Origin of the sequence: Achromobacter ruhlandii, assembly GCF_902859695.1 — a bacterium.
GTDB classification, from domain to species: domain Bacteria; phylum Pseudomonadota; class Gammaproteobacteria; order Burkholderiales; family Burkholderiaceae_B; genus Achromobacter; species Achromobacter ruhlandii.
The window spans coordinates 1-22,683 of sequence record NZ_CADIJL010000055.1 but is presented as its reverse complement, the minus strand read 5'-3'; the positions used below and the strand labels follow the sequence as shown (position 1 = coordinate 22,683).

The 22,683-nt window shown below is 71.0% G+C and carries 23 protein-coding genes and 1 pseudogene; 10 read left to right on the top strand and 14 right to left on the bottom strand.

Features of this window, described 5'->3' with window-relative positions:
• The 7 genes and pseudogenes from HV742_RS32170 to HV742_RS30855 form a co-directional block, all read right to left on the bottom strand.
• Positions 1-276: pseudogene (locus HV742_RS32170) on the bottom strand (hypothetical protein); the annotation flags it as partial.
• Between the two features lie 255 nt (positions 277-531).
• Positions 532-1,020 (bottom strand): GlcG/HbpS family heme-binding protein, encoded by a 489-nt coding sequence (locus tag HV742_RS30880; protein ID WP_049073940.1) that lies wholly within the window; start codon positions 1,018-1,020, stop codon positions 532-534.
• 143 nt (positions 1,021-1,163) lie between these two features.
• On the bottom strand, positions 1,164-1,778 hold the full coding sequence (locus HV742_RS30875) for a response regulator transcription factor (protein WP_175147180.1): 615 nt from the start codon (positions 1,776-1,778) through the stop codon (positions 1,164-1,166).
• Entirely contained in the window at positions 1,775-3,214 is a 1,440-nt protein-coding gene (locus tag HV742_RS30870; RefSeq protein ID WP_175147179.1) for a sensor histidine kinase, read from the bottom strand. Before HV742_RS30870 ends, HV742_RS30875 begins: the two co-directional genes overlap by 4 nt.
• Positions 3,215-3,278: 64 nt before the next feature.
• Positions 3,279-4,442 carry an HPP family protein gene (locus HV742_RS30865; RefSeq protein WP_437340609.1) on the bottom strand — a complete coding sequence of 388 codons (1,164 nt, stop codon included), beginning with the start codon at positions 4,440-4,442 and terminating at the stop codon, positions 3,279-3,281.
• 83 nt (positions 4,443-4,525) lie between these two features.
• Positions 4,526-4,978 carry a MarR family winged helix-turn-helix transcriptional regulator gene (locus tag HV742_RS30860; RefSeq protein ID WP_049073934.1) on the bottom strand — a complete coding sequence of 151 codons (453 nt, stop codon included), beginning with the start codon at positions 4,976-4,978 and terminating at the stop codon, positions 4,526-4,528.
• The gene (locus HV742_RS30855) at positions 4,975-5,886 is read right to left on the bottom strand and encodes a LysR family transcriptional regulator (protein WP_049073932.1); all 912 of its coding nucleotides are present in this window, start codon (positions 5,884-5,886) and stop codon (positions 4,975-4,977) included. Before HV742_RS30855 ends, HV742_RS30860 begins: the two co-directional genes overlap by 4 nt.
• Positions 5,887-6,021: 135 nt before the next feature.
• Between HV742_RS30855 and argC the strand changes: the two genes are divergently transcribed.
• Positions 6,022-6,966: an N-acetyl-gamma-glutamyl-phosphate reductase gene (gene argC / locus HV742_RS30850; protein WP_175147178.1), complete on the top strand. Its 945-nt coding sequence runs from the start codon at positions 6,022-6,024 to the stop codon at positions 6,964-6,966.
• Between the two features lie 109 nt (positions 6,967-7,075).
• Positions 7,076-7,597 (top strand): DUF6622 family protein, encoded by a 522-nt coding sequence (locus tag HV742_RS30845; RefSeq protein ID WP_049073929.1) that lies wholly within the window; start codon positions 7,076-7,078, stop codon positions 7,595-7,597.
• A gap of 29 nt (positions 7,598-7,626) precedes the next feature.
• Here the strand turns inward: HV742_RS30845 and HV742_RS30840 are convergent, their stop codons facing one another.
• Both HV742_RS30840 and HV742_RS30835 read right to left on the bottom strand, forming a co-directional pair.
• On the bottom strand, positions 7,627-8,508 hold the full coding sequence (locus HV742_RS30840) for an MBL fold metallo-hydrolase (protein ID WP_049073927.1): 882 nt from the start codon (positions 8,506-8,508) through the stop codon (positions 7,627-7,629).
• A 96-nt stretch (positions 8,509-8,604) separates the two neighbouring features.
• A complete protein-coding gene (locus HV742_RS30835) occupies positions 8,605-9,516 on the bottom strand; it encodes a LysR family transcriptional regulator (RefSeq protein WP_054416977.1) in 912 nt (303 codons plus the stop codon).
• Between the two features lie 160 nt (positions 9,517-9,676).
• Here HV742_RS30835 and HV742_RS30830 point away from each other — a divergent pair, with 160 nt between their 5' ends.
• From HV742_RS30830 to HV742_RS30815, 4 genes are read left to right on the top strand one after another with little or no spacing between them, the layout of a single operon-like run.
• Positions 9,677-11,260, top strand: coding sequence for an ATP-dependent acyl-CoA ligase (locus tag HV742_RS30830; RefSeq protein ID WP_144657439.1), 1,584 nt, complete (start codon positions 9,677-9,679; stop codon positions 11,258-11,260).
• 33 nt (positions 11,261-11,293) lie between these two features.
• Complete coding sequence (locus HV742_RS30825) at positions 11,294-12,607, top strand: MFS transporter (protein WP_049073922.1); 1,314 nt, start codon at positions 11,294-11,296, stop codon at positions 12,605-12,607.
• Complete coding sequence (locus HV742_RS30820; protein ID WP_049073919.1) at positions 12,604-13,746, top strand: thiolase family protein; 1,143 nt, start codon at positions 12,604-12,606, stop codon at positions 13,744-13,746. The genes HV742_RS30825 and HV742_RS30820 overlap by 4 nt, the downstream gene beginning before the upstream one ends.
• Positions 13,743-14,081, top strand: coding sequence for a zinc ribbon domain-containing protein (locus HV742_RS30815; protein ID WP_049073918.1), 339 nt, complete (start codon positions 13,743-13,745; stop codon positions 14,079-14,081). The genes HV742_RS30820 and HV742_RS30815 overlap by 4 nt, the downstream gene beginning before the upstream one ends.
• Positions 14,082-14,115: 34 nt before the next feature.
• Here HV742_RS30815 and HV742_RS30810 read toward each other — a convergent pair whose 3' ends face one another.
• Positions 14,116-14,940, bottom strand: a complete 825-nt coding sequence (locus HV742_RS30810; RefSeq protein WP_175147177.1) for a TlpA family protein disulfide reductase — start codon at positions 14,938-14,940, stop codon at positions 14,116-14,118.
• A 142-nt stretch (positions 14,941-15,082) separates the two neighbouring features.
• Here HV742_RS30810 and HV742_RS30805 point away from each other — a divergent pair, with 142 nt between their 5' ends.
• The 4 genes from HV742_RS30805 to HV742_RS30790 all read left to right on the top strand — a co-directional run bounded on the left by HV742_RS30805 (position 15,083) and on the right by HV742_RS30790 (position 18,729).
• A complete protein-coding gene (locus tag HV742_RS30805) occupies positions 15,083-16,156 on the top strand; it encodes an NAD(P)H-dependent flavin oxidoreductase (RefSeq protein ID WP_175147176.1) in 1,074 nt (357 codons plus the stop codon).
• A gap of 233 nt (positions 16,157-16,389) precedes the next feature.
• Positions 16,390-17,181, top strand: a complete 792-nt coding sequence (locus HV742_RS30800; RefSeq protein ID WP_049073911.1) for an amino acid ABC transporter substrate-binding protein — start codon at positions 16,390-16,392, stop codon at positions 17,179-17,181.
• A gap of 116 nt (positions 17,182-17,297) precedes the next feature.
• A complete protein-coding gene (locus HV742_RS30795) occupies positions 17,298-17,951 on the top strand; it encodes an amino acid ABC transporter permease (RefSeq protein ID WP_006384524.1) in 654 nt (217 codons plus the stop codon).
• Between the two features lie 25 nt (positions 17,952-17,976).
• Positions 17,977-18,729, top strand: coding sequence for an amino acid ABC transporter ATP-binding protein (locus tag HV742_RS30790; protein WP_006395142.1), 753 nt, complete (start codon positions 17,977-17,979; stop codon positions 18,727-18,729).
• A gap of 57 nt (positions 18,730-18,786) precedes the next feature.
• Here HV742_RS30790 and HV742_RS30785 read toward each other — a convergent pair whose 3' ends face one another.
• The 4 genes from HV742_RS30785 to HV742_RS30770 all read right to left on the bottom strand — a co-directional run.
• Entirely contained in the window at positions 18,787-19,611 is an 825-nt protein-coding gene (locus tag HV742_RS30785; protein WP_175147175.1) for an ABC transporter ATP-binding protein, read from the bottom strand.
• Positions 19,590-20,648, bottom strand: a complete 1,059-nt coding sequence (locus HV742_RS30780) for a FecCD family ABC transporter permease (protein ID WP_175147174.1) — start codon at positions 20,646-20,648, stop codon at positions 19,590-19,592. Before HV742_RS30780 ends, HV742_RS30785 begins: the two co-directional genes overlap by 22 nt.
• Complete coding sequence (locus HV742_RS30775) at positions 20,645-21,682, bottom strand: FecCD family ABC transporter permease (RefSeq protein WP_254601311.1); 1,038 nt, start codon at positions 21,680-21,682, stop codon at positions 20,645-20,647. Before HV742_RS30775 ends, HV742_RS30780 begins: the two co-directional genes overlap by 4 nt.
• On the bottom strand, positions 21,682-22,683 hold a 1,002-nt coding region (locus HV742_RS30770; RefSeq protein ID WP_175147173.1), incomplete at its 5' end, for an ABC transporter substrate-binding protein. The genes HV742_RS30775 and HV742_RS30770, both read right to left, overlap by 1 nt.

Below are 22,683 nucleotides of genomic sequence, written 5' to 3'. Positions count from 1 at the left end.
ATAGCGCATTACGTCACAACGCTGATGAATCCGCTCAACGCACTCGACGAACAACCAGTCGTTGTCATTCGGATGAATGCTCAGCGAACGGATTTCACGGCCGCCATTGGGAGGCGAGAAGCGCGTCTGCGTGGTGGGCGTCGCCACCTCGGCCGCGGCCCTCGCCTTCACTTCGGTAGTCGGGGGCGGTGAGGTGAGAAAAGACCACCACAATGGCAAGACGCAAGCCACCGTCAATGCCGCGGCGAAAACCCATCCTCGATTTCGTTTAGTCATTGCGTCCGCATGCTTCAGAAGCCCGCAGGACTAGCGGGACAATGCCCAATACCGTATAGCGATGGTCAGGGTGACGAAAGCGCCAATTCGGCTAAAGCGGACGAACCCTCATCAAGTCGCCGTCTCGATGCCTGCCCGCTACCTATGTGAGGTGGCACTCCTTGCGCATGGCATCACCGCTTTGCGACGAAACGCGAAACTGCCCCCCGAATGTCTGCAATTCGGCGGCAGTCAGAGGCCAGTTTCGCTCCCGCCTTACTTGAACAACGCCGCGTTCTCTTCCAGCACCGCATCCGCGCACTGCGCGTCCAGGTTGCCGCCGGGCGCGCCGGCCACGCCGATGGCGCCGATGACGTTGTTGCCGGCCTTGATCGGCACGCCGCCGCCCAGCAGCAGGTAGCCGGGGATGTCGGTCAGGTTGGCGGCGCCGGGGTTCTTCTGCGCGTTCTCCATGATGGCCAGCGTCGGCGCCTTGGCGGAGGCCGAGGTGAAGGCCTTGGCGCGGCTGGCCTCGATGGTGTGGGGGCCGGCGTTGTCGGCGCGCACGAAGGCCTTGAGCAGGCCGGCGCGGTCGACCACCGAGGCGCTGACGTTGTAGCCCTTGGCCTGGCAGGCGGCGACGGCGGCGCTGGCCAGCTTCTGGGCGTCGGCGGTCGAGATATTGCTTTCGGTGAGCACGGCGGCGTGGGCGGCGCCGCTGACGGCGAGCGTGGCAACCAGGGCGGCGAGCGGGTGGCGGGTCATGGTCTGCGTCCTTTTTTCGTGTGGGGATCGGGAGCAGTCAGTGTGGCCAAAAGGCGCGTGGCGCGGTATACGCCCGATTACCCACGCGCCTCCGTAGCGCTACGGAGGCGGCGCGCGTAACGGGGCTCGCGGTGGCGCCGGCGTCACTCCAGCAGCGTGGCGTACTGGCGGATCAACTGCGCCAGCGAATCGGCCTCGAGCTTGGCGAACAGATTGGCGCGGTAGGTTTCGACGGTGCGCGGCGACAGGTCGAATTCACGCGCGATTTCTTTGTTGCTCATGCCCTGCACGATGCGTTCCAGCACCTCGTGCTCGCGCGTGGACAGGCGCGCGAGGCGGTCGGCGGCGGCCTGGGTCACGGCCAGCCGCTCGCGGCGGGCGATGTGGCCGCGCACGGCGGACTGCACCGCGTCCAGGAAGATGTCGTCGTCCACCGGCTTCTGCAGGAACTCCATGGCGCCGCCCTTGAAGGCGCGGCGGCACAGGTCGACGTTGGCGTGGCCGGTCAGCATCACCACCGGCAGGTCGGAGGCCTCGGCCAGGCGCGCCAGCACGTCGAGCCCGCTGATGCCGGGCATGCGGATGTCGAGCACCACGCAGCCGATGGCTTGCGGCGACAGTTGCGCCAGGAACTGCTGGGGATCGGCATGGCCCTCGCTGCGCAGGCCGACGGTGCGCAGCAGCAGCGCCAGCGCGTCGCGCACCGCATCGTCGTCGTCGACCAGGTAGACCAGCGGGGATTGATCGGGCGCGTTCATGCGGTTTCTCCGGCCAGGGGCAGGACCAGGGTGAAGCAGGCGCCCGAGGGTTGCAGGTTGCGCGCGGCCAGGCGGCCGTCCATCGCGCCCGCCAGCGTCTCGCAGAGGGCGAGGCCCAGGCCCATGCCCTGGGCGCGGGTGGTGTGGAACGGCGTGAACAGCCGGGGCATGGCGTCGGCGGCGATGCCGGGGCCGTTGTCGCTGACGCTGAACACATAGGTGGCGCCCTCGGCGCGGCCTTCGAGGGTGATCTGGCGCGGGCCGGCGGTGTCGGCCAGCGCGTCGGCGGCGTTCTGCACCAGGTTGTGCAGGATCTGTTCCAGGGCCACGCGGTCGCCCAGCGGCCGGGCCTGCGGGCTGGCGTTGTGCCAGCCCAACTGGATGCCCTGGCGCGCCAGCTCGGGTTCGCGCAGGAAGCGCAGCGAGGCCACCAGCGCGTCCGGGTCCAGCGCTTCGCGCCGGCCGGGGGCGCTGGGCTGCACCAGTGCGCGCATGCGGCTGATGATGTCGGCGGCGCGCTTGGCCTGCTCTGCGCTGGCCAGCAGCGCGCGACGCACCGTGGGGCGTTCTTCGTCGTCGTCCAGCAGGCGTTGCGCGGCGCGCGTCTGCGCCAGGATCGCGGTCAGCGGCTGGTTCAGTTCGTGGGCGATGCCGGCCGCCATTTCGCCGAGCGTGCCGAGCCGCGCCATCGCCGCCAGGCGCGCCTGTTCCTGCTGGCGCCGGGCTTCGGCGCGCGAGCGCCGGGTGGCCGTCACGCCCGCCACCAGCAGCGCGCTGGTCAGGGCCCACAGCAGCCAGGGCAGCCAGGGCCAGGTGGCCGGCGTGAGCGTGCGGCGGCTGTGCAGCAGGAAGGGCTGGCTGGTCGCGCCCAGCGGCTTGTCCAGCGCCAGCGGCCAGCCGAACGGCGCGGGATCGGGCTGGCGTTGCAGCAGCGGCAGCGGCTGTGCGCCGATGGCCAGGCTGACGTTGGACAGGCCGGCGGGAAAGTCGGCGGCGGCGAGCAGGTCGCGCGCGTCCACCAGCAGGCTCCAGCTCGACGGCGACACCAGCCAGTAGCGGCCGGCGTCCAGCGGCAGCGTGACAGCGCGGCCCAGGCCCCCGGCCTGGGCCACGGCGGCGCGCAGGCCGGGCGGCTCCGCGCTGCTGCCGGACCAGGCGCCGTCCGCCAGATAGCCGAGCGCCTGCAGTTGCGGCATGGCCGGGCGCAGGCTGGGAAACAGCCGTTCCGGCGCGGGAGGATGCGACAGCGCGGCCAGCGTCGCCAGCACCGCTTCGTGCTGCACGGTTTTTTGGCTCAGCATGCGCTGCGCCACGCTGGTGTCCTGGAAAAAGCGGTCGTACTGGTCGACGTAGTGCTGGCGGCCGATCCAGAGGGCGCCGAGGCAGAACAGGACCAGCCAGTAGAGGAAAGCGCGGTGGCGCAAGGGGGGATTCACGTTGGAATTATGCCCTGCGCGCCGTCCGGCCCGGAATCCGTAGGGCTACGGAGGCGGCGCCGCCTCAAGCGGCGCGACGGCCGGCGTCGGAGGCGGCGGGGGCGGACGGGGCGGCGGCCGACAATGCCATCTGATGCAGCGCGGCGACCAGGTCGGATTGGGTCACCAGGCCGACCAGCACGCGGTCATCGCCCAGCACCGGCACGCAGTGCAGGCGGTCGGACATGGGGCGCGCCAGTTCGATCGCCGGCAGGTCGGGATGGGCGAACGGCACCTCCGAGCGCATGCAATCGGCCACCAGCAGATCGGCGGGCGCGCCGCCGGCGGCGGCCGGGGCCGGCCGGCTCTTGCGCGCCAGCACGTCGCCCTGCGCCAGCATGCCGGCGTAGCGGCCGGCGGAATCGAGCACGGGCAGCCATTGCAGGCGGTGCTTGTCGAACAGGCGCACGGCGTAGTCCAGCGGGTCCTGTTGCCGCACCGAGACCACGTCGCGCGACATGATGTCGGCGCAGCGCACGTCGCCGAAACGGCGGCGGCTGGCGCGCAGCTCGGCCGCCAGCACGATCTCCTCGAGGTCTTCCTTGCTGATGTCGAGCAGCTCGCCGCGTTGCGCCAGGGCCTGGTCGAGATCGGCGCGCGAGAAGCCGAGGCGGGCGCTGGGCGCCGGGTCGCGGGTCTGGTGGCTGGCGGCCGGTTCGGCGTGGCGGCGCGGATAGTTGCGCTTGAGCAGGCCGTTGAAGACCACGGCGATGCAGAGCAGGATGGCGGAATTCAGCGCCACGGGCCAGAGCGCGAAGCCATAGCCCAGCGCCGCCACCTGGGGGCCGCCCAGCACCGCGGTGAGCGCCACGGCGCCGCTGGGCGGGTGCAGGCAGCGCAGCGAGAACATGGCGGCGATGGCCAGCGCCGCCGCGGCCGCCGCCGCTACGCCGGGATCGCCGATCGCTTGGGCGCAGAACACGCCGATCAAGGCCGAGACGATGTTGCCGGCCATGATCGGCCAGGGCTGGGCCAGCGGGCTGGCGGGCGCGGCGAACAGCAGCACGGCGCAGGCCCCCATGGGCGCGATGAACCACGGATTGGCGTTGCCCAGCGCGTGGTGGCCGACCCATTCGGTGCAAAACAGCCCGAGCAGCGCGCCGATCGCGCCATAGAGTTTTTCGCGCGTGTTGACGCCGACCGGCGCCGGCGCGAACGCACCCAGCCAGCGCCTGATTGCCACTCCCAAGGTCTTCTCCGTTGCAGATATATCGGGGGGCGATAATTTATCACGCGGCGTGCGCGCCCGCGCGCCGACGGGGCGCGGGGCGATCAGCGCTCGGCGGATTCGCCGCCGATGCGGGCCAGCAGGCGCGTCAGCAGCGGGCGCATGGCGCGCAACTCTTCCAAGTGCGAGGCCGACAGGCTGGCGAGAAGGCGTTCGGCCTTGTCCGTCAGCACCACTTCGACGCGGCGGCCGTCTTCGGCATCGGACTCGCGGCTGACGAGATCGAGCCGTTCCAGCCGAGTGACCAGTTCCGCGGCGGTATGGGGGCGCACCAGCAGGCGTTCGGCGATCTCGCCCACGTACAGGCCGCGACGTCCGGGCGCGGCGGGGCGGCTGCCTTTGATGGCCAGCAGTGCCTGGTGCTGCTGCGGCATCAGGTCGACGCCGGCGGCGGCGTTTTCGCTGAAGGCCGCGAACTTGCGCAGCGCATAGCGGAAGTCCGCCAGCAGTTCGTAGTCAGTGGCCGTGGGCAGGGTGGGGCGGGGGGAGGATTTCACGCGGACGATTCTAATCCGCGTTCGCCGGCCGCGCGCAACCGCCACAGCGCATCCAGCACGTGCTGGGTGGCGCGTTCGACCTGGCCGTCGCGATGCGCGATGCCCAACGGCCGCCAGAGCGCCGGCCGCAACGGCCGCATCACGATGCGTGGATCGGGTTGCGGCGCCGTGGCTTCGTGCGGCAGCAGCGTGGCGCCGTAGCCGGCCGCCACCAGGCTCTTGATGGCATCGTTGTAGTTCAGCTGGATGCGTGGGCGCGGGTTGAGGCCGGCGCCGGCGAACCATTCGCCGGTCTGGCGCGACAGCCGGGTGCTGGCGTCGTTCAGGATCAGCGGCCGATCGCCGAGCCAGGCCGGGGCGATGCGCGCGGGGGCATTCCAGCTGGCGGGCAGGAACGCCATGATGGGGTCGCGCCGCCATGGCCGCAGCACCAGCCCCGCCACCGCAGGCTGCGGCAGCGCCACCAGGCCGACGTCGAGCGCGCCGTCGCGCAGCTGCTGCAGGGTTTCCTGCGAGGTCAGCACCGCCACCTGCACGTCAATGCCCGGATGCTCGCGCCCCAGGGTTTCCAGCGCCTGGGGCAACAGGTGGGCGATGGCGCCGGTGGAGGCCCCCAGCCGCACCCGGCCGCCCAGCCCCTGCACCTGCCGCTGCACGTCGTCGAGCGCCTGGTCGGCTTCGGCCAGCAGGCGGCGCGCGCGTTCGAGCAGCGTCTCGCCGATGGGCGTGGGACGCACCTGGCCGCGTTTGCGCGTCAGCAACGGCGCGCCGATGCGCGCTTCCAGGTCGGTGATGTGCAGGCTGACGGTGGGCGGCGCCAGGTGCAGCGCGCGGGCCGCCTCGGCGAACGACCCCAGGTCGGCGATGGCGACCAGGGTGCGCAGGCGGTCGAGATTGATTTCACGCATGGCGGTTTTGTTCAGAAAGTCTGAATCTGAACGTCATGATATTCGACTTTTCCTATTGAGTGGGTTGCGCAATGATGGCATCCCGACTTCTTCATTCCGCCGGCGCCGGGCCGGCCATTCCGCAAGGCCACGCACATGACGCAACCTCTCGTATTCATCGACGGCGACCAGGGCACCACCGGTCTGCAGATCCACGAACGCCTGCGCGGCCGCGCCGACCTGCGCCTGTTGACGCTGGCCGAAGCCGACCGCAAGGATCCCCGGCGCCGCGCCGACGCCATCAACGCCAGTGACATCGCGATTCTTTGCCTGCCCGACGAGCCGGCGCGCCAGGCAGTGGCGTCCATCGTCAATCCGCAGGTCCGGGTGATCGACGCCAGCTCGGCGCACCGCACCACCGCCGGCTGGGTGTACGGCTTCCCGGAAATGGAGGCGGGGCAGGCGCAGCGCATTGCCCAGGCCAAGCGCGTCACCAACCCCGGCTGCTATCCCACCGGCGCGATCGCCTTGTTGCGGCCGCTGGTGCGGGCGGGCCTGGTGCCGGCCGATTACCCGCTGACGGTGCATGCCGTGTCTGGCTATTCGGGCGGGGGACGCGCCAGCGTCGACGCCTATGAGGGCCCGGGCGCCAGCGGCGGATTGGCATTTCAGGTCTACGGGCTGGGGCTGGCGCACAAGCACACGCCGGAAATCGAGCGCCACGCCGGGTTGTCGCAGCGGCCGGTGTTCGTGCCGTCGTATGGCGCATTCCGCCAGGGCATCGTGCTGACGGTGCCGCTGCAACTGCGCCTGTTGCCGGCCGGCGTCACGATCGCGCAGTTGCAGCAATGCCTGGCGCGGCATTACGCCGGCAGTCGCCATGTACAGGTGTTGGCGCCGCAGGACGCGGCGGCGCAGACGCATCTGGATCCTCAGGCGCTCAACGGCACCAACGACCTGCGGCTGGCGCTGCATGGCAACGAACAGCATGGCCAGGTGCTGCTGACCGCGGTGTTCGACAACCTGGGCAAGGGCGCTTCGGGCGCGGCGGTGCAGAATCTGGACCTGATGCTGGAGGCGCTGGCGCTGGCCGAAGCCTGAAGCTCGCGGCCGCCGGGTTGGCGGGGCGGCCGCAAGCGGTTTGTCAGGGGTTTTCTGCTCAACTTGAGCGCCGATACCGTCGTCGGTCCGGTCCCCGGGGGGGACACTCATGAGCTTCGAAATCCTGCGGCGCACGCCGCTCTGGGTATGGGCGTTGTTCGCGTTCCTGCTGTATCGCGGCATCCGCGCGCTGCGTCCGCGGCAGGTGTCGGTGACGCGCACCTTCCTGCTGCCGGTGCTGTTCCTGGTGTGGGCGCTGGTGTCGATCCATGGCGAGGTCACGGACCTGCGAGCGGCTTATGAAGCGTTCTTCGCGGGTGTCGCGGCCGGCGGCGTGATCGGCTGGAACCTGTGGTCGCGCGTCGGCCGCGCGGCCTACCATCCCGAAACGCGGATGATCGAGCGGCCGGGCTCGCCCATTACCCTGGTGCTGCTGGTGCTGGCCTTCGTGTCCAAGTTCGTGCTGATGGCGATGCTGGCGCGGGACCATGGCCTGGCCGCCGACGCCGCCTTCTCGGCGGCCTTCGGCGGCGTGTCCGGATTGGTGGACGGCATGTTCTGGGGCGGCACGCTGTCGCAGATCTGGCACCTGCGGCACCTGGCGCTACGCCCGCCGCTGGCCCGGCGCTGACCCGGCCGCCGCCTCATTCCTTCACCCGCTCACCATTTCATTTCGCCCTTGGCCACCTTGGCGCTGATCTCCAGCGAGGCAGCGGCCCCGGCTTGCGGGTAGCGCGCGCGCATCGCCTGGATCAGCGCGGCGCTGTCCCTGGCCTGGGCGGCTTCGGCCTCGAAGGCGCGCAGGTAACCCTGGGTGTAATGCACCGATTCCAGCGTCAGCGGGGCGCCGGGAGCGTAATGGCCCGGCACCACGGTCGTGGGTTTGAGGCTGTCGATACGGGCCAGGGTTGCGAGCCAGTCGGCGCGCGATTGCGGCGTCTGCGTGTCGGCGGTCCACACATGCAGGTTGCCGAACACCACCACGCCGCCCACCACCGCCTTGCGCGAGGGGATCCAGACGAAGCTGCGATCGGGCTGCGGACCGTCCAGGCCGGTGATCCGCAAGGTTTCGCCTTCCAGGGTCAGGGTGTCGCCTTGCAACACTTGCGGAATGACCGCCTTGCGCGGCGCGTCGGCGCCCAGCTTGGGGCCCCAGAACGCCAGCTTGGCGTCCACGGTGTCGCGGATGTGGCGCACGGTGGGGGCGGTGGCCACGACCTTGGCCTGGGGGAAGGCTTCCAGAAGGGTGTCGAGCCCGAAATAGAAATCCGGGTCGCCATGGCTGATGTAGATGGTGGTGAGCGTCTTGCCGCTGGCGCGCACCAGCGCCACCAGTTGTTCGGCTTGTGACTTGCCGAACTGGGCATCGATCAGGATCGCCTCGCGTTCGCCGCTGACCAGGACGGACGAGACCTGGAAGATGGCGTCGTTGCCAGGGTTGTAAGGGGTGATCGTCAGTTCGCCGGCGGCGGCCAGGCCGGGCATGGACAGCACGAGTGCCAGGCGGGGCAGCAGGCGGCGCAGGGAGGGCAGGGTGGACATGGCGGTTTCCTGGAAAAAGAGGGAATGACGGCAGTCTAGTTGCGCCATCCGGTCAGATAAACCGCAATTCATGGGTAAGACTGTTGCGTATGACGGTCATGTGGGTGGCGCCAGCGGCGTTTTTTCGCCGTCGGCGGGATCCGCCAGCGCTTCCACCACCAGCGTGCGCAGCCAGCGCGTGCCGGGATCGCTCTCGAAGCGCGCGTGCCAGTGCACGGTGACGCTCAGCGGCGGCAGCGTCAGCGGCAGAGGCCGGATCTCGAAAGCGTTGTCGCGGTTGAACCAGACCGCCGCGCGGTGCGGCAGGGTGACGGTCAGGTCGGTGCGCCGCACGATCTCGGCGGCGGCCGAGAAATGCGGCAGCGTCAGGTAGGGCTGGCGGTGCAGCCCGGCCTCGCCGAGCACATCGTCGAGCAGGCGGTGCGCGCTGGCGCGCGACGCCACCAGGATGTGGTCCAGGCGCTTGAACTGGCCGCGCGTCAATCCCGCCGACAGCACCGGATGGCCGCGCCGGCCCATGCAGGCGTAGCGCTCGCTGAACAGGTCGGCGTGGCGGGTGTGGCGGCCCAGGCCGGCCAGGTTGCCGATCGCCAGGTCGATCTCGCCGTCCTTGAGCGCCTGCGGCAGTTGTTCCAGTGGCACCTCGACCACCTCGACCCGCAGGCGCGGCGCCAGCGCGTGCACGCGCTCCATCAGGCTGGGCAGGAAAACCATTTCGCCGATGTCCGACATCGACAGGCGGAAGCGCCGCGCGCTGCTGGCGGGATCGAAATGCTGCCGCAGGCTGACGGCTTCAGCAAAGCTGTTCATGCCGCGCTCGATCGGGTCGGCCAGCGCGAAGGCCACCGGCGTGGGCCGCATGCCGGCGGGCGTGCGCACGAACAGCGGATCGTCGAATTTCTCGCGCAGCCTTGCCAGCGCATAGCTCACGGCGGGCTGCGTCAATTGCAGCCGCTGGGCCGCGCGGGTGACGCTGCGTTCGTGCAGCACAGTCAGGAAAACCCGCATGAGATTCAAGTCGAAGTCCACGCCTGCCCTTGTTATCAGTCTGGTTTATGCAATGAATAATACCCATAAATTTGACACATAAATAGTTGATTCCTAGACTAATTTTCACGAGCCGCGGCAGTGACCGTGCGGCCGCCGACAACAAGGGGAAGAGCACGTCATGCATGCATTGACTTTGCCGTCGCTGTTGCGCGACCAGGCGGCACGCCAGGGAACGCGGCCGTGGATCCAGGCGCCGGGCGGCGCGCTGCGTTACGCCGAGGCGCCCGAGCACGCGGCCCGCTGGGCGGCGCTGCTGGCCCAGGCCGGCGTGGGCCGTGGCGACCGCGTCGGCCTGATGGCCGGCAACCGCATCGAGTTCATGTCGCTGGTGCTGGGCTGCGGCTGGCTGGGCGCGGTGGCGGTGCCGATCAACACCGCGTCGCGCGGCATGCAGCTGCAGCACATCCTGGCCAACAGCGGCTGCGTGCTGCTGGTGGCCGACCGGGCATCCTGTCCGGCACTGGCCGGCCTTGACGCCGCCGGCCTGGCCCTGCGCCAGATCTGGCTGCTGGACGATGGCGCGAACGACCCGGCCGCGATCACGCCCGGCCTGCCGGCGCCGGCCACCGCGCTGCCGGCCTTGCCGGACGCGCTCGCACCCGAAGCCGACCTCGGCCCGGGCGATACCCTGGCGATCCTCTACACCTCCGGCACCTCGGGTCTGTCCAAGGGCGTGTGCTGCCCGCATGCGCAGTTCCACTGGTGGGGCGTCATCGCGGCCCGCAACCTGGAGATCGGCGCCGACGACGTGCTCTACACCAGCCTGCCGCTGTTCCATACCAACGCGCTGAACGCCTGTTTCCAGGCGCTGGCGACCGGCGCCTCGATCGTCTGCGACGAGCGCTTTTCGGTCAGCCGCTATTTCGAGCGGCTGGCGGCCACGGGCGCCACCGTCACCTATCTGCTGGGCGCGATGGTGCCGATGTTGCTGGCGCGTGAAACGTCGGCGGCCGAACGCGGCCACCGCACCCGCATCGCGCTGGCGCCGGGCGTGCCCGAACGCTTCCATGCCGTCTTCACCGAGCGCACCGGCATCGCGCTGCTGGAAGGCTACGGCTCCACCGAGACCAATTTCGCGCTGGGCGGCACGCTGGCCGAGCAGCGGCCGGGCGCCATGGGCCGGGTCGCGCCCGAGTTCGACGCCATCGTCGCGGACGAGCACGACGCGCCGCTGCCGGACGGCCAGGCCGGCGAACTGCTGCTGCGGGCGCGGCCGCCGTTCGCCATCGCCACTGGCTACTTCGGCATGGCCGACAAGACGGTCGAGGCCTGGCGCAACCTGTGGTTCCACACCGGCGACCGCGTGGTGCGCGACGCCGATGGCTACTTCCGCTTCCTGGACCGCATGAAGGACGCGATCCGCCGGCGCGGCGAGAACATCTCGTCGTACGAGGTCGAGCAGGTGCTGCTGGCGCATCCGTCGGTGGCGGTGGCGGCGGTCTACGCCGTGCGCTCGGAGCTGGCCGAGGACGAGGTCATGGCGGCGCTGGTCTGCAAGCCGGGCTGCGCGCTCACGCCCGAGGCCCTGCTGGACTTCTGTCAGCCGCGCATGCCGTATTTCGCCGTGCCGCGCTACCTGCGCATGCTGGATGACCTGCCGCGCACCGAGAACGGCAAGGTCCGCAAGTTCCGGTTGCGCGATGAGGGCGTGACGGGTGACACCTGGGATCGCGACGCCGCCGGCTACCGCGTGGCGCGCTGAATCCCGTCCATAGATAAAACAAGGGGCAAGAGCATGACGATGGCATACCAGGGCGCGGCGCAGAGCGCCGACGAGCAGGCCCGCAGGAAGCGCACGCGGCGGGTGGTGATGGCGTCCGTCGCCGGCAACGCGATGGAGTGGTACGACTTTTTCATCTACGGCACGGCGGCGGCGCTGGTGTTCGGCGAACTGTTCTTTCCCAAGGGCACCGATCCGCTGCTGGGCACCATGGGCGCCTTCGCCGGCTTTGCGGTGGGCTTTCTGGCGCGGCCGCTAGGCGGCGTGGTGTTCGGCCACATCGGCGACCGCTACGGCCGCAAGCTGGCGCTGGAATGGACGCTGGGCATCATGGGCGCGGCCACCTTCCTGATCGGGCTGTTGCCCACCTATGAGCAGATCGGCATCTGGGCGCCGGTGGCGATGGTGGTGCTGCGCGTGCTGCAAGGCGCGGCCGCCGGCGGCGAATGGGGCGGCGGCGTGCTGCTCATCAGCGAGGCGGTGGGCGGCAAGCGACGCGGCTACTTTTCGTCGTTCAGCCAGTTGGGCGTGGCGGGGGGCTTTGTGTTGTCTTCCGGCGTTTTCATGCTGGCGCAGCAACTGCCGCAGGAGGCCTTCATGAGCTGGGGCTGGCGCCTGCCGTTCCTCCTGAGCGTGCTGATCTTCGGCATCGGCCTGTACATCCGCAAGCACATCCCGGAAAGCGACGAATTCGTGCAGGCCAAGAAGACCGCCAAGCGCGGCATGCCGGCGGTGGAAGTGTTCCGCCGCTATCCGCGCCAGGTGTTCACGGCCATGGGGCTGCGCGTGGCGGAGAACGGCGGCTCGTACATCTTCCTGGCGTTCGCGCTGGCCTACGGCAAGTTCCTGGGCATTCCCAATGACGTGATGCTGGGCGGGGTGCTGGCGTCCATGTTCATCGAGCTGGGCACGCTGGTGTGGTTCGGCCACCTGTCGGACCGCATCGGCCGGCGCGCCGTCTACCTGATCGGCTCGGCCGGGTTGATGCTGGCGGCGTTTCCGTTCTTCTGGCTGGTGCAGACCAAGGAGCCGGTGTGGATCTTCCTGGCGTTCTTCCTGGGCAATACGGTCTGTCACGCGGCCATGATCGGCACCCAGCCGGCGTACTTCGCCGAGCTGTTCCCGGCCGAGGTGCGCTACACCGGCCTGGCGCTGGGCCACGAGCTGGCCTCGGTGTTCGCCGGCGGCCTGTCGCCGCTGATCGCCATGGCGCTGCTGCGCAAGTATGAATCGGCCACGCCGGTGGCGTGGTTCCTGGTGGGGATGGCCGCCATTACGGTCATCACCTTGCTGCTGACGCGCGAACCGCCGCGCCAGGAATCGGCATGAGCGCCGGTCCCGGCATCGTCGGCGTGGGCGAGACGCCCGCGCTGCGCCATCCCGAGCCTGGCTGCGACACGGCCACGCTGATCGCGCGGGCGGTGCGGCTGGCGCTGGACGACGCCGGGTTGCGGCCGGCGGACGTCGACGGCCTGGGGCTGGCCTCGTTCACGCTGCGCCCCGACCGCGCCATCGACATGGCGTGGCGGCTCGGGCTGACGCTGGACTGGTGCATGCAGGACGAGATGGGCGGCGCCAGCGCCATCAATATGCTGCGCCACGCCTGGCTGGCGCTGCGGGCCGGGCAGGCGCGCACCATCGTGCTGGTGGCGGGAGACCATTTCAGCGGCGCCGACTTTGCCGCGCTGGTGGGGCGCTATAACCGCAGCGCGCAGGATTACCTGAGCCCGCTGGGCTGCGCCGGGCCGAACCCGCTGTTCGCCATGCTGACGCAGCGCCAGATGGCGCAAACCGGCCTGCGGCGCGAGGATTATGGCGCGCTGTGCGTGGCGCAGCGCGCCTGGGCGGCGGGCAATCCCAACGCTGCCTATCGCCAGCCGCTGACGCTGGCGCAGTACCTGGAGGCGCCGATGGTGGCCGAGCCGCTGGGCCGGCTCGATTGCGTGCCGGTGGTCAGCGGCGCCTGCGCGCTGGTGCTGCAGGCGCGGCCGCAAGGCGTGCACGTCGCGCTGCGAGCCAGCGGCGCGCGCTACAACGCCGATCAGCAGGAAGGCGACGGGCTGGTGACCGGCATCGCCGGGTTCGCGCCCGTGCTGTGGGCCGAGGCTGGCCTCGGGCCGCAAGACATGGACGTGGTCGGCGTGTACGACGATTACCCGGCCATGGCCGTGGCGCAGTTGTGCGACCTGGGCCTGGCGCCGGCGGACGACCTGCCGGGGTTCATTGCGCGCCGCATCGCCACGCGCGAGTTGCCGGTCAATACGGCGGGCGGCCAGTTGTCGGCGGGACAGGCCGGCACGGCCGGCGGCATGCATGGCCTGGCGGAAGTGGCGCGCCAATTGCTGGGCCGCGCCGGCGCGCGGCAGGTGGCGGGCGCGCGCCACGGCGTGGCGACCGGCTACGGCATGGTGCAGCTGCGCTACGGCATGTGCGCCAACGCGGCGGTGTTGGCCCGGGAGGACGCATGAGTTTCAGCGTGATGGAATGCGCACAGTGCGGGCACCGGGTCTACCCGGCGCGGCTGTGGTGCCCGGCGTGCGGACACGAGCGGGCGCGCGAGGTGGCGGTGGAGCAAGCTGAACTGCTGGCGTGGACCCGGGTGCCGGGCAAGGGCGGCGACGCCGACGGCGTCTTCGCCACCGTCAATGCGCTGCCGCGCGGGCCGCTGCTGGTGGTGCGCCTGGCGGATATGCCGCAAGGGGTGGGGCAGGGGCTGCGCTTGTCGACAAGGACGGCGCACGGAGCGGCGCTGCCCTGGGCGCAAGCGTTGTCCCAAGGCGACGCGGTGCCGGGCGAGGGCTGACAGCCCGGAATCGGCCTTGGCGTGAGCGCGCCGATCAGCGCTGCCCGTCGACCGCGCGGATCGATTGCAGCCGTTGCGCCAGCGCGGCGGTCGACAGTTCGCCGACGCGCACGTCCATCAGCCGGCCTTCGGCATCGAGGAACAGGGTCGCGGGCAGACCGCGGTTGCTCATCTGGCGCGAGGCGTCGCCGGCGGGATCGAGCAAGGCGTTGGCAAGCGATGGCGCGTGCTCATCCAGGTATTGGCGGACGGTGGCCGCCGCTTCACCCTGGTTCAGAAAGACGAAATGGATGTCGGGGTTGGCCGCCTGCGCCTGCTCGAAGGCCGGCATCTCGCGGCGGCACGGCGGGCACCAGCTGGCCCACAGGTTCACAACCATCGGCTTGCCGTGAAAGGCGGCCAGGGAGGCGGGCGCGCCATCCAGCTGGTGCAGCGACAGGGCCGCCAGCTGTGGCTGGGGCTGCGCCGATGGCGCCAGCAGGCGGCCGCCGCCGAGCCAGACCGCCGTGCCCAGCGCCATCGCGACCAACACGGCGCGGCGTGGAGCGAGTTGGCGCAGCACGGCGTAGGCGCCGTAGGCCAGCGCCGCGGCCAGTCCGGCGGAACCGGCCCAGCCGCCGTCGCGCAGGTCGAGAATCCTGAGCGGGGCCTGCAGGAAGTGATCGCGGTATTGCCAGACGAAGGCCAGCCGCGCCGCCAGCAGGCCCAGCAGCAGGCAGCGCCACAAGACGCGGCTGGCGTCCTCGGCGCGCGCGCCGGCCAGCAGGCGGTTGGCGAGCAGGCCGACGGCGACGGCGGCCGCCAGCAGCGCGAGCTCGATCGGAAACACCAGGGGGCCAAGACGGAGGGCGGGGCTCATGCGGCGCGCTCCCGGCGCGCGGCCGCGCCGGGGCGGCCGTTGCTGCGAAATTCCATGGCGTGATGCGAGTAGGGACAAGCTCCAAGCCTAGCACGCCGTTGCGATATGCTTGGACATCCTTCCTCGCCGTCGTGTGCCCTCGATGAAATCGCTGCCTTCGCTGTTGCCCCTGATCCAAGCGCCGATGGTCGGCTCTTTCAGCCCGTTGACCATCGCCGCATGCCGCGCCGGGGCCCTCGGCTCGCTGGCCTGCGCGGCGCTCGGCGCGGACGCATTACGCGAGCAGATCGCCGCGATCCGCGCGCAGACCGATGCGCCGTTCAACCTGAATTTCTTCAGCCACACTCCGCCCGCGCCCGACGAGGCGGCCCAGGCCCGCTGGCGCGAGACGCTGGCGCCGTACTACCGCGAGGCCGGGCTGGACCTGTCGGCCGCCGGCAGCGGCCCGGGCCGCGCGCCATTCGACGAAGCCATGTGCCAGGTGGTCGAGGAATCGCGCCCGGCGGTGGTGAGCTTTCATTTCGGCCTGCCGGACGACGCGCTGCTGGAGCGGGTGCGGCGCGCCGGCGCCATGGTGCTGTCCTCCGCCACCACCGTCGAGGAGGCGCGCTGGCTCGACGCCCGCGGTGTGGACGCCATCATCGCCCAGGGCGTGGAGGCGGGCGGCCATCGCGGCATGTTCCTGACCGATGACATCGGCGCGCAGCCGGGCCTGTACGCCTTGCTGCCGCAGGTAGTGGACGCGGTGGGCGTGCCGGTGATCGCGGCCGGCGGCATCGCCGACGGGCGTGGCATCGCCGCGGCCTTCGCGCTGGGCGCGGCGGCCGCGCAACTGGGCACCGCCTATCTGCTGACGCCGCAGGCCGGCCGTTCGGCCATCCATCGCCAGGCGGTGCTGGCCGCGCGCGACGATGCCACGCGCCTGACCAATCTGTACACCGGCCGCCCGGCGCGCGGGCTGCTGACGCGCTTCATGCGCGAACAGGGGCCGATGCGCACGGCGGCGCCGGCGTTTCCGCTGGCGACCGGGGCGGTCGATCCGCTGCGGGCGGCGGTGGAAAAGACCGGCAGCGGGGATTTTTCGCTGCTGTGGTCGGGCGAGGCCGCCGCGCTGGCGCGCGAGACCGACGCCGAGGCGCTGACCCGCCAGTTGTGGGACGATGCGCTCGACTGCGCGGCCGGCCTGCGCGGGGGCATGGCGGCGCGGGCCGGCTAGGGCCTCGCGGCCTGTCCCGGTTGGCGAATGTGCCGGCAGGCGGCGGCCTGGGCGTTGACGCCGTTGGGGGCGGGCAACCCGTCCCCTGGCAGGATCTTGTCCGGCGCTATCGCTTGGCCCTATATATGGCCACGATGAAACACATATTTCCAGGGACGCTAAAATAACCGGCTCGCGGCTTTCGTCGAGCCCTCCGGCCTTCTTCATTCCTGCGCCTCGCGCCCTCGATAAATATGAAAAAACTGACTGCTGTTCTTCTCGTGTCCGCCACCACGATGCTGACCGCCTGCGGCCCGTCCGACAACGCGCCGGCCGCCAGCGCGCAGGCCCCGGCCGCCGCCCGCAAGGTCGTCGTCGGTTTGGACGACAACTTCCCGCCCATGGGTTTCCGCGACGCCAACAACCAGATCGTCGGTTTCGACGTCGACATGGCCAAGGAAGCCAGCAAGCGCCTGGGCCTGGAAGTCGAATTCAAGCCGATCGACTGGAGCGCCAAGGAAGCCGAGCTGAACGGCAAGCGCGTCGACGTGCTCTGGAACGGCCTGACCATCACCGAAGAACGCAAGAAGAACATCAGCTTCACGGCCCCCTACATGGCCAACCACCAGATCATCATCGTCGGCAATGCCTCGCCGGTGAAGGCCAAGGCCGATCTGGCCGGCAAGGTGGTCGGCGCCCAGGACGGCAGCAGCGCCACCGACGCCATCGCCAAGGACCCGGTCGCCGGCAGCATCAAGGAAGTCAAGAAGTTCGGCGACAACGTCACCGCGCTGATGGACCTGGCCGCCGGCCGCCTGGACGCCATCGTGGTCGACGAAGTGGTGGGCCGCTACCTGATCAGCAAGCGCGCCGGTGAATACCGCGTGCTGGACGACAACTTCGGCACCGAAGACTACGGCGTCGGCGTGCGCAAGGACGACACCGAGCTGCTGGCCAAGCTCGACAAGACCCTGGACTCGATGAAGCAGGACGGCACCGCCGGCCGCATCGCCACCCAGTGGTTCGGCGCCAACATCGTCAAGTAAGCTTCAGGGAAACGCCCGGACCGCGCCGCGGTCCGGGCGTTTTTCAGTCCGGCGATTGCCCGCGCCGCCCATCCCGCTCCTGATTTCTCCCGCCGGCAAGGCGCCCACCCATCCGCATGGACTACGTACTCTCCCTCCTGGGACCCCTGGCGCAAGGCGCGAAAGTGACCTTGACGCTGTTCTTCATCACGCTGGCGCTGGCCGTGCCGCTGGGCCTGGTGCTGGCGCTGCTGCGGATCTCCAAGTGGGGCTTCGTCAGCCAGCTGGTCAACGGCTACATCTGGCTGATGCGCGGCACGCCGCTGATGCTGCAGATGCTGTTCATCTACTTCGCGTTGCCGTTCGTGCCGGTGGTGGGGGTGCGCCTGCCCGACTTCCCGGCGGCGGTGGTGGCGTTCGCGCTGAACTACGCGGCCTATTTCGCCGAGATCTTCCGCGCCGGCATCCAGTCGGTGGACCGCGGCCAGTACGAGGGCAGCAAGGTGCTGGGCATGACCTACCTGCAGACGCTGCGCCGCATCGTGCTGCCGCAGATGGTGCAGCGGGTGCTGCCGCCCATGAGCAACGAGACCATCACGCTGGTCAAGGACACCTCCCTGATCTACGTGCTGGCGCTCAACGACATCCTGCGCACCGCGCGCGGCATCGTGCAGCGCGACTTCACGACCACGCCGTTCCTGGTCGCGGCCGCCTTCTATCTCATCATGACGCTGGTGTTGACGTGGTTCTTCCAGCGTATGGAAAAGCGCTATGCCAAATACGACCAGTAATCCGTCCGCCGGCGGTCGCGGCGCCATGATCTCGGCGCGAGGCATCGTCAAGTCGTTCGGCGCCAACCGGGTGCTGGACCAGGTCTCGCTGGAACTGGGCAAGGGCGAGGTGGTGGCGGTGATCGGGCCGTCGGGCTCGGGCAAGAGCACCTTCCTGCGCTGCCTGAACCACCTGGAAACCATCGACGACGGCACCATCGAGATCGAGGGCGAAGCCCTGGCCACGGCGGTGCCGGGCGGGCAGAGCCGCTACGCCAGCGACGGCGACGTGCGCCGCATCTGCCGCAAGATGGGCATGGTGTTCCAGTCGTTCAACCTGTTCCCGCACATGACGGTGCTGCAGAACATCATCGAAGCGCCCATGATCGTCAAGGGCATGCCGCGCGCCGCCATCGTGCCCAAGGCCGAGGAATTGCTGCGCAAGGTCGGCCTGCTGAACAAGCGCGACAACTATCCCACGCGCCTGTCCGGCGGCCAGAAGCAGCGCGTGGCCATCGCCCGCGCGCTGGCGATGGAACCCGACATCATGCTGTTCGACGAGCCGACCTCGGCGCTCGACCCCGAGCTGACCGGCGAAGTGCTGCGCACCATGCGCCAGTTGGCCGACGAGCACATGACCATGCTGGTCGTGACCCACGAAATGGGCTTCGCCCGCGAAGTGGCGCACCGCGTCATCTTCATGGACGAGGGCCGCATCGTCGAAGAGGCGCCTTCCGCCGACTTCTTCCGCGCGCCCCGGCATCCGCGCAGCCGCGAGTTCCTGGCGCACATGCTGTAAGGGCGGTATCGGCGCCGGGCGGCTTGCCGCCGTCCTGGCGCCGCCAGCGCGCCGGTCTCAGCCCTGGCCGCCGCGCCGGGGCACGACCATGGGGCTGCCGGTCTCCGGATCCGGCAGCACCCGGCATTCCAGATCGAACACCTGCCGCATGGCGTCCTCCGTCACCACCTGGCGCACCTCGCCCTGCGCGGCGATGCGGCCGGACCGCATCATGACGACCCGGTCGGCATAGCGGAACGCCAGGTTCAGGTCATGCAGCACCACCACCAGCGTGCGGCCGGCGCGGTGCAGGCGGGCGCACAGCTCCAACAGGTCGATCTGGTGGCGGATGTCCAGAAACGTGGTGGGCTCGTCCAGCAACATGATGCCGGCGTCCTGCGCCAGCACCAGCGCCAGCCAGGCGCGTTGGCGCTGGCCGCCGGACAGCGTGTGCACGGGATGATCGGCCAGGTCCGCCAGGTCGGTATCGGCCAGCGCCGCGTCGACCGCCCGGGCGTCGGCGGGCGACCACTGCCGCAACAGGGTCTGGTGCGGATAGCGGCCGCGCGCCACCAGGTCGCGCACCGTGATCATTTCCGGGGCCAGCGGGTTCTGCGGCAGATAGGCCAGGCGCCGCGCCACCGCCTTGCGCCGCAGGCTGGCCAGGTCGGCGCCGTCCAGCAGCGCCTGGCCCTGGCTGGGCGCCAGCGCGCCGCCGAGCACGCGCAGCAGCGTGGACTTGCCGCAGCCGTTGGGGCCGACCACCGCCGTGAACGCGCCCGGCGCGACCGCCAGCGACAGGTCGCGCAGCACGGCCGTGTCGCCGTAGGACAGGCTGACCTGCCGCAGTTGCAGCGCCGACGGCGCGTCGGCCGGATCGTTCAGGTGGAGGTCTTGCGCCATTCGAGCACCAGCAGAAATGCGAGATAGACACCGCCGATGCCGGCGGTCAGGACACCCACGGGCAGGCCGTTGGGGCCGGCCAGGCGGGTCAACAGGTCGGCGCCGGCCAGCAGCACCGCGCCGGTCAGGGCCGCCAGCAGGGGTTGCGGCCCGCTGGCCGGCACGCAGCGCCGCGCGATCTGCGGCGCCGCCAGCGCGACGAAGGCCACCGGGCCGGCCACCGTGACCGCCGCCGCGGCCGCCAGCACCGCCACCAGGGTGGCGGCCAGCCGGCTGCGCGATGGCGTGGCGCCGAGGGCCTGGGCCAGATCGTCGCCCATCTCCAGCAGCCGCAGGCGGGCGCACAGCGCCAGCCCGAGCGGCAGCAACAGGGCGCCGGCCGCCCCGATCAGGGCGACGTCGGTCCAGGTCTTGCCGGCCAGGCTGCCATTGAGCCAGGCCGCGGCCAGGTAGGCCTGTTCGCGCCGCAGGTTGGACAGGCCGTATTGCACGAAGGCGAAGGCGATCGCGCCCACGGCGATGCCGGCGATGACCATGCGCTGGGGCGCGGCGAAGCCGGCGCCGGAGCCGAACCAGACGCCGGCCGTGGCCAGCAGCGCGCCCGCCGCCGCGCCCCAGGCCACCGGCATCAGCCCGGGCCAGACCATGGCCACGGCCACCGCGCCCGCGGACGCGCCGGCCGTCAGGCCGATGACGTCGGGACTGCCCAGGGGGTTGCGGGTGAGGCTCTGGAACAGCGCGCCGGACAGGCCCAGCGCGGCGCCCGCGCCCAACGCCGAGAGGGCGCGCGGCAGGCGTACGGTATGCACCAGCCATTGCTCCATGGCGCCGCCGGCGCCTTGCAGCGCTTGCCACAACGCGCTCCAGGACAGCCCGGGATCGCCGGCCCGCAGCGTCGTGGCGAGCACGGCGCCGGCCAGCGCCAGCAGCAGCACAGCATAGGCCGGCGCGCGCGGCGCGACGGGCCAGGCGAGCCAGTTGCCGGCGCGCAGCAGGCGCGTTGGTTGCGCGATCAGGCGCGGCGTTGCGCGGGTCATGCCAGGCTCCGCGGCCGGCTGCGCAGGGCCGCCAACAGGAAGGGCGCGCCGATGAACGCCACGACCACGCCCGTCAGCAGTTCGGCGGGCGCGCGCAGCAGCCGCGCCAGGATGTCCGCGATCAGCATCAGCAGCGGACCCAGCACCGCGCAGTAGGCCAGCAGCCAGCGCAGGTCCGGTCCGGCCACGCGCCGGGCCATGTGCGGCACCGCCAGGCCGACGAAGGCGATGGGGCCGGCGGCGGCGGTGGCGGCCGCGGCCAGCATCGCCACGCACAGCAGGCCCAGCAGGCGGCACAGGCCGGCCCGCAGCCCGAGCGCCTGCGCCAGCACGTGGCCCAGCGCCAGCAGGTTGAGCGGCCGCGCCAGCGCGGCGGCCAGCAGCAGGCCAAAACCGATGTAGGGCGCGGCGCGCCATGCCGCGTCGAGCGATTGGCCCGCCAGCGATCCCACGGCCCAGAAGCGGTAGGCATCAAAGATGTCGTCGCGCAGCAGCGCCACCGCCTGCACATAGGCGAACAGCACCGCGTTGACGGCGGCGCCGGCCAGGATCAGCCGCACCGGTTGCAGTCCGCGGCCGCCGGCCCCGATCAGGTACACGGCCGCCGCGGCGCCCAGCGCGCCGGGCAGCGCGGCCCAGAACGGATGCGCCGGCAGGCCGCCCAGGACCAGCGCGGCGGTCACGATGGACGCGGCCGCGCCGGCATTCACCCCGAGCAGGCCCGGCTCGGCCAGCGGATTGCGGGTCAGCGCCTGGATCAGCGCGCCGGCAACCGCCAGGGCCGCGCCGGTCAGCACGGCCAGCAGGGTGCGCGGAATGCGCGAGGCCACCACCAGCGCCGCATGGCTGTCGTCGGGCTGCAGCAGCGCGCGCCAGACCGTGGCCGCCGACAGGCCGCGCGAGCCGAGCCACAGGCTTGCCAGCGCGGCGGCGGCCAACAGCATACAGGCGCCCAGCAGCAGTGGCGCGCGCAGGCGTGGGCTGTGGGAGGGCGGGCTATCGACGCGCGCCGCGCGGGGCTGTCGCGGCGGCATCAGGGCGCGGCTCCGCCGGCCTGCGCATGACGCGCGGCCCGCGCCAGTTGCGGTGCCAGCCGGTCCAGCATCCAGGCCACCGCCAGCGGCGTGCCGGAGGACGAGGCCATGACCAGCGCCGGGTCGCTCAGCGCCACGTAGGCGCCGCGCCGTACCGCGGCAATCGAGGCATACAGGGGCAAGGCCGCGGCGCGGTCGCGCTCTTCCGGGGTGTAGAACCAGGACACCAGGATGTCGGCGTCGCCGAGCGCATCGGCGTGTTCGAAGCCCAGGTAGTGGGCGAAGTGCCCGGCGCTGGCATGCAGGCCGCGCACCGACGGCGCCAGGGTCAGGCCCATGGCCGTGAGCGTATCGACGCGCGGATCGCCGGCGACGTAGGCAGCGAAGTTGCCCGAGCCCAGGTCGGCGCGCACATAGGCGAAGGTCTTGCCGGCCAGTTCGGGGTAGCGGCGCGCGGCCTGCGCCAGCGCGTCGTGGATGCGCGCCTTGAGCGGCCCGGCGGCCTCGCGCCTGCCGAGCGCCGTGGCGATCAGGTCGATCTGCGTGTCCACCGGGGTCAGGAACGGCTGGCCGGGATAGGCCACCACCGGCACCAGCCGCGACAGTTGCGCGTAAGCCTCGGGCGTGACGCCGGAGAACGGCGCCAGCACCACGTCCGGGCGCAAGGCGATGATCTTTTCGATATCCAGTTCGGGGTACACCGTGATGCGCTCGGGCAGGGGCTGGCCGGTGGCCTCGATGGCGGCGCGCACCCAGGGCCAGTAATGGTCGGCGTCGCCGCCCCAGTCGGCGCGGCCCACGCCCACCGGCACCACGCCCAGCGCCAGCGCCAGGTCGTCGGCGCCCAGGCCCAGGGTGACGACGCGCCGGGGCGGGGTGGTGATGACCGCCTTGCCGAGCGCGCTGTCGAGCGTCACCGGAAAACCGCCAGCCGGCGCATCAGCGCCGTCGCGCGGCGCGGGGCCGGCCGCGTTCGCGGCGGGGGTGGGCGCCGCCGTGGC

Bases quoted from the DNA above. Each gene is read 5' to 3' on its own strand.
- HV742_RS30880 (WP_049073940.1), bottom strand. From the start codon at position 1,020: ATGACCCGCCACCCGCTCGCCGCCCTGGTTGCCACGCTCGCCGTCAGC.
- HV742_RS30875 (WP_175147180.1), bottom strand. From the start codon at position 1,778: ATGAACGCGCCCGATCAATCCCCGCTGGTCTACCTGGTCGACGACGAC.
- HV742_RS30855 (WP_049073932.1), bottom strand. From the start codon at position 5,886: ATGCGTGAAATCAATCTCGACCGCCTGCGCACCCTGGTCGCCATCGCC.
- argC (WP_175147178.1), top strand. From the start codon at position 6,022: ATGACGCAACCTCTCGTATTCATCGACGGCGACCAGGGCACCACCGGT.
- HV742_RS30845 (WP_049073929.1), top strand. From the start codon at position 7,076: ATGAGCTTCGAAATCCTGCGGCGCACGCCGCTCTGGGTATGGGCGTTG.
- HV742_RS30840 (WP_049073927.1), bottom strand. From the start codon at position 8,508: ATGTCCACCCTGCCCTCCCTGCGCCGCCTGCTGCCCCGCCTGGCACTC.
- HV742_RS30835 (WP_054416977.1), bottom strand. From the start codon at position 9,516: ATGCGGGTTTTCCTGACTGTGCTGCACGAACGCAGCGTCACCCGCGCG.
- HV742_RS30830 (WP_144657439.1), top strand. From the start codon at position 9,677: ATGCATGCATTGACTTTGCCGTCGCTGTTGCGCGACCAGGCGGCACGC.
- HV742_RS30825 (WP_049073922.1), top strand. From the start codon at position 11,294: ATGACGATGGCATACCAGGGCGCGGCGCAGAGCGCCGACGAGCAGGCC.
- HV742_RS30820 (WP_049073919.1), top strand. From the start codon at position 12,604: ATGAGCGCCGGTCCCGGCATCGTCGGCGTGGGCGAGACGCCCGCGCTG.
- HV742_RS30815 (WP_049073918.1), top strand. From the start codon at position 13,743: ATGAGTTTCAGCGTGATGGAATGCGCACAGTGCGGGCACCGGGTCTAC.
- HV742_RS30810 (WP_175147177.1), bottom strand. From the start codon at position 14,940: ATGAGCCCCGCCCTCCGTCTTGGCCCCCTGGTGTTTCCGATCGAGCTC.
- HV742_RS30805 (WP_175147176.1), top strand. From the start codon at position 15,083: ATGAAATCGCTGCCTTCGCTGTTGCCCCTGATCCAAGCGCCGATGGTC.
- HV742_RS30800 (WP_049073911.1), top strand. From the start codon at position 16,390: ATGAAAAAACTGACTGCTGTTCTTCTCGTGTCCGCCACCACGATGCTG.
- HV742_RS30795 (WP_006384524.1), top strand. From the start codon at position 17,298: ATGGACTACGTACTCTCCCTCCTGGGACCCCTGGCGCAAGGCGCGAAA.
- HV742_RS30790 (WP_006395142.1), top strand. From the start codon at position 17,977: ATGATCTCGGCGCGAGGCATCGTCAAGTCGTTCGGCGCCAACCGGGTG.
- HV742_RS30785 (WP_175147175.1), bottom strand. From the start codon at position 19,611: ATGGCGCAAGACCTCCACCTGAACGATCCGGCCGACGCGCCGTCGGCG.
- HV742_RS30780 (WP_175147174.1), bottom strand. From the start codon at position 20,648: ATGACCCGCGCAACGCCGCGCCTGATCGCGCAACCAACGCGCCTGCTG.
- HV742_RS30775 (WP_254601311.1), bottom strand. From the start codon at position 21,682: ATGCCGCCGCGACAGCCCCGCGCGGCGCGCGTCGATAGCCCGCCCTCC.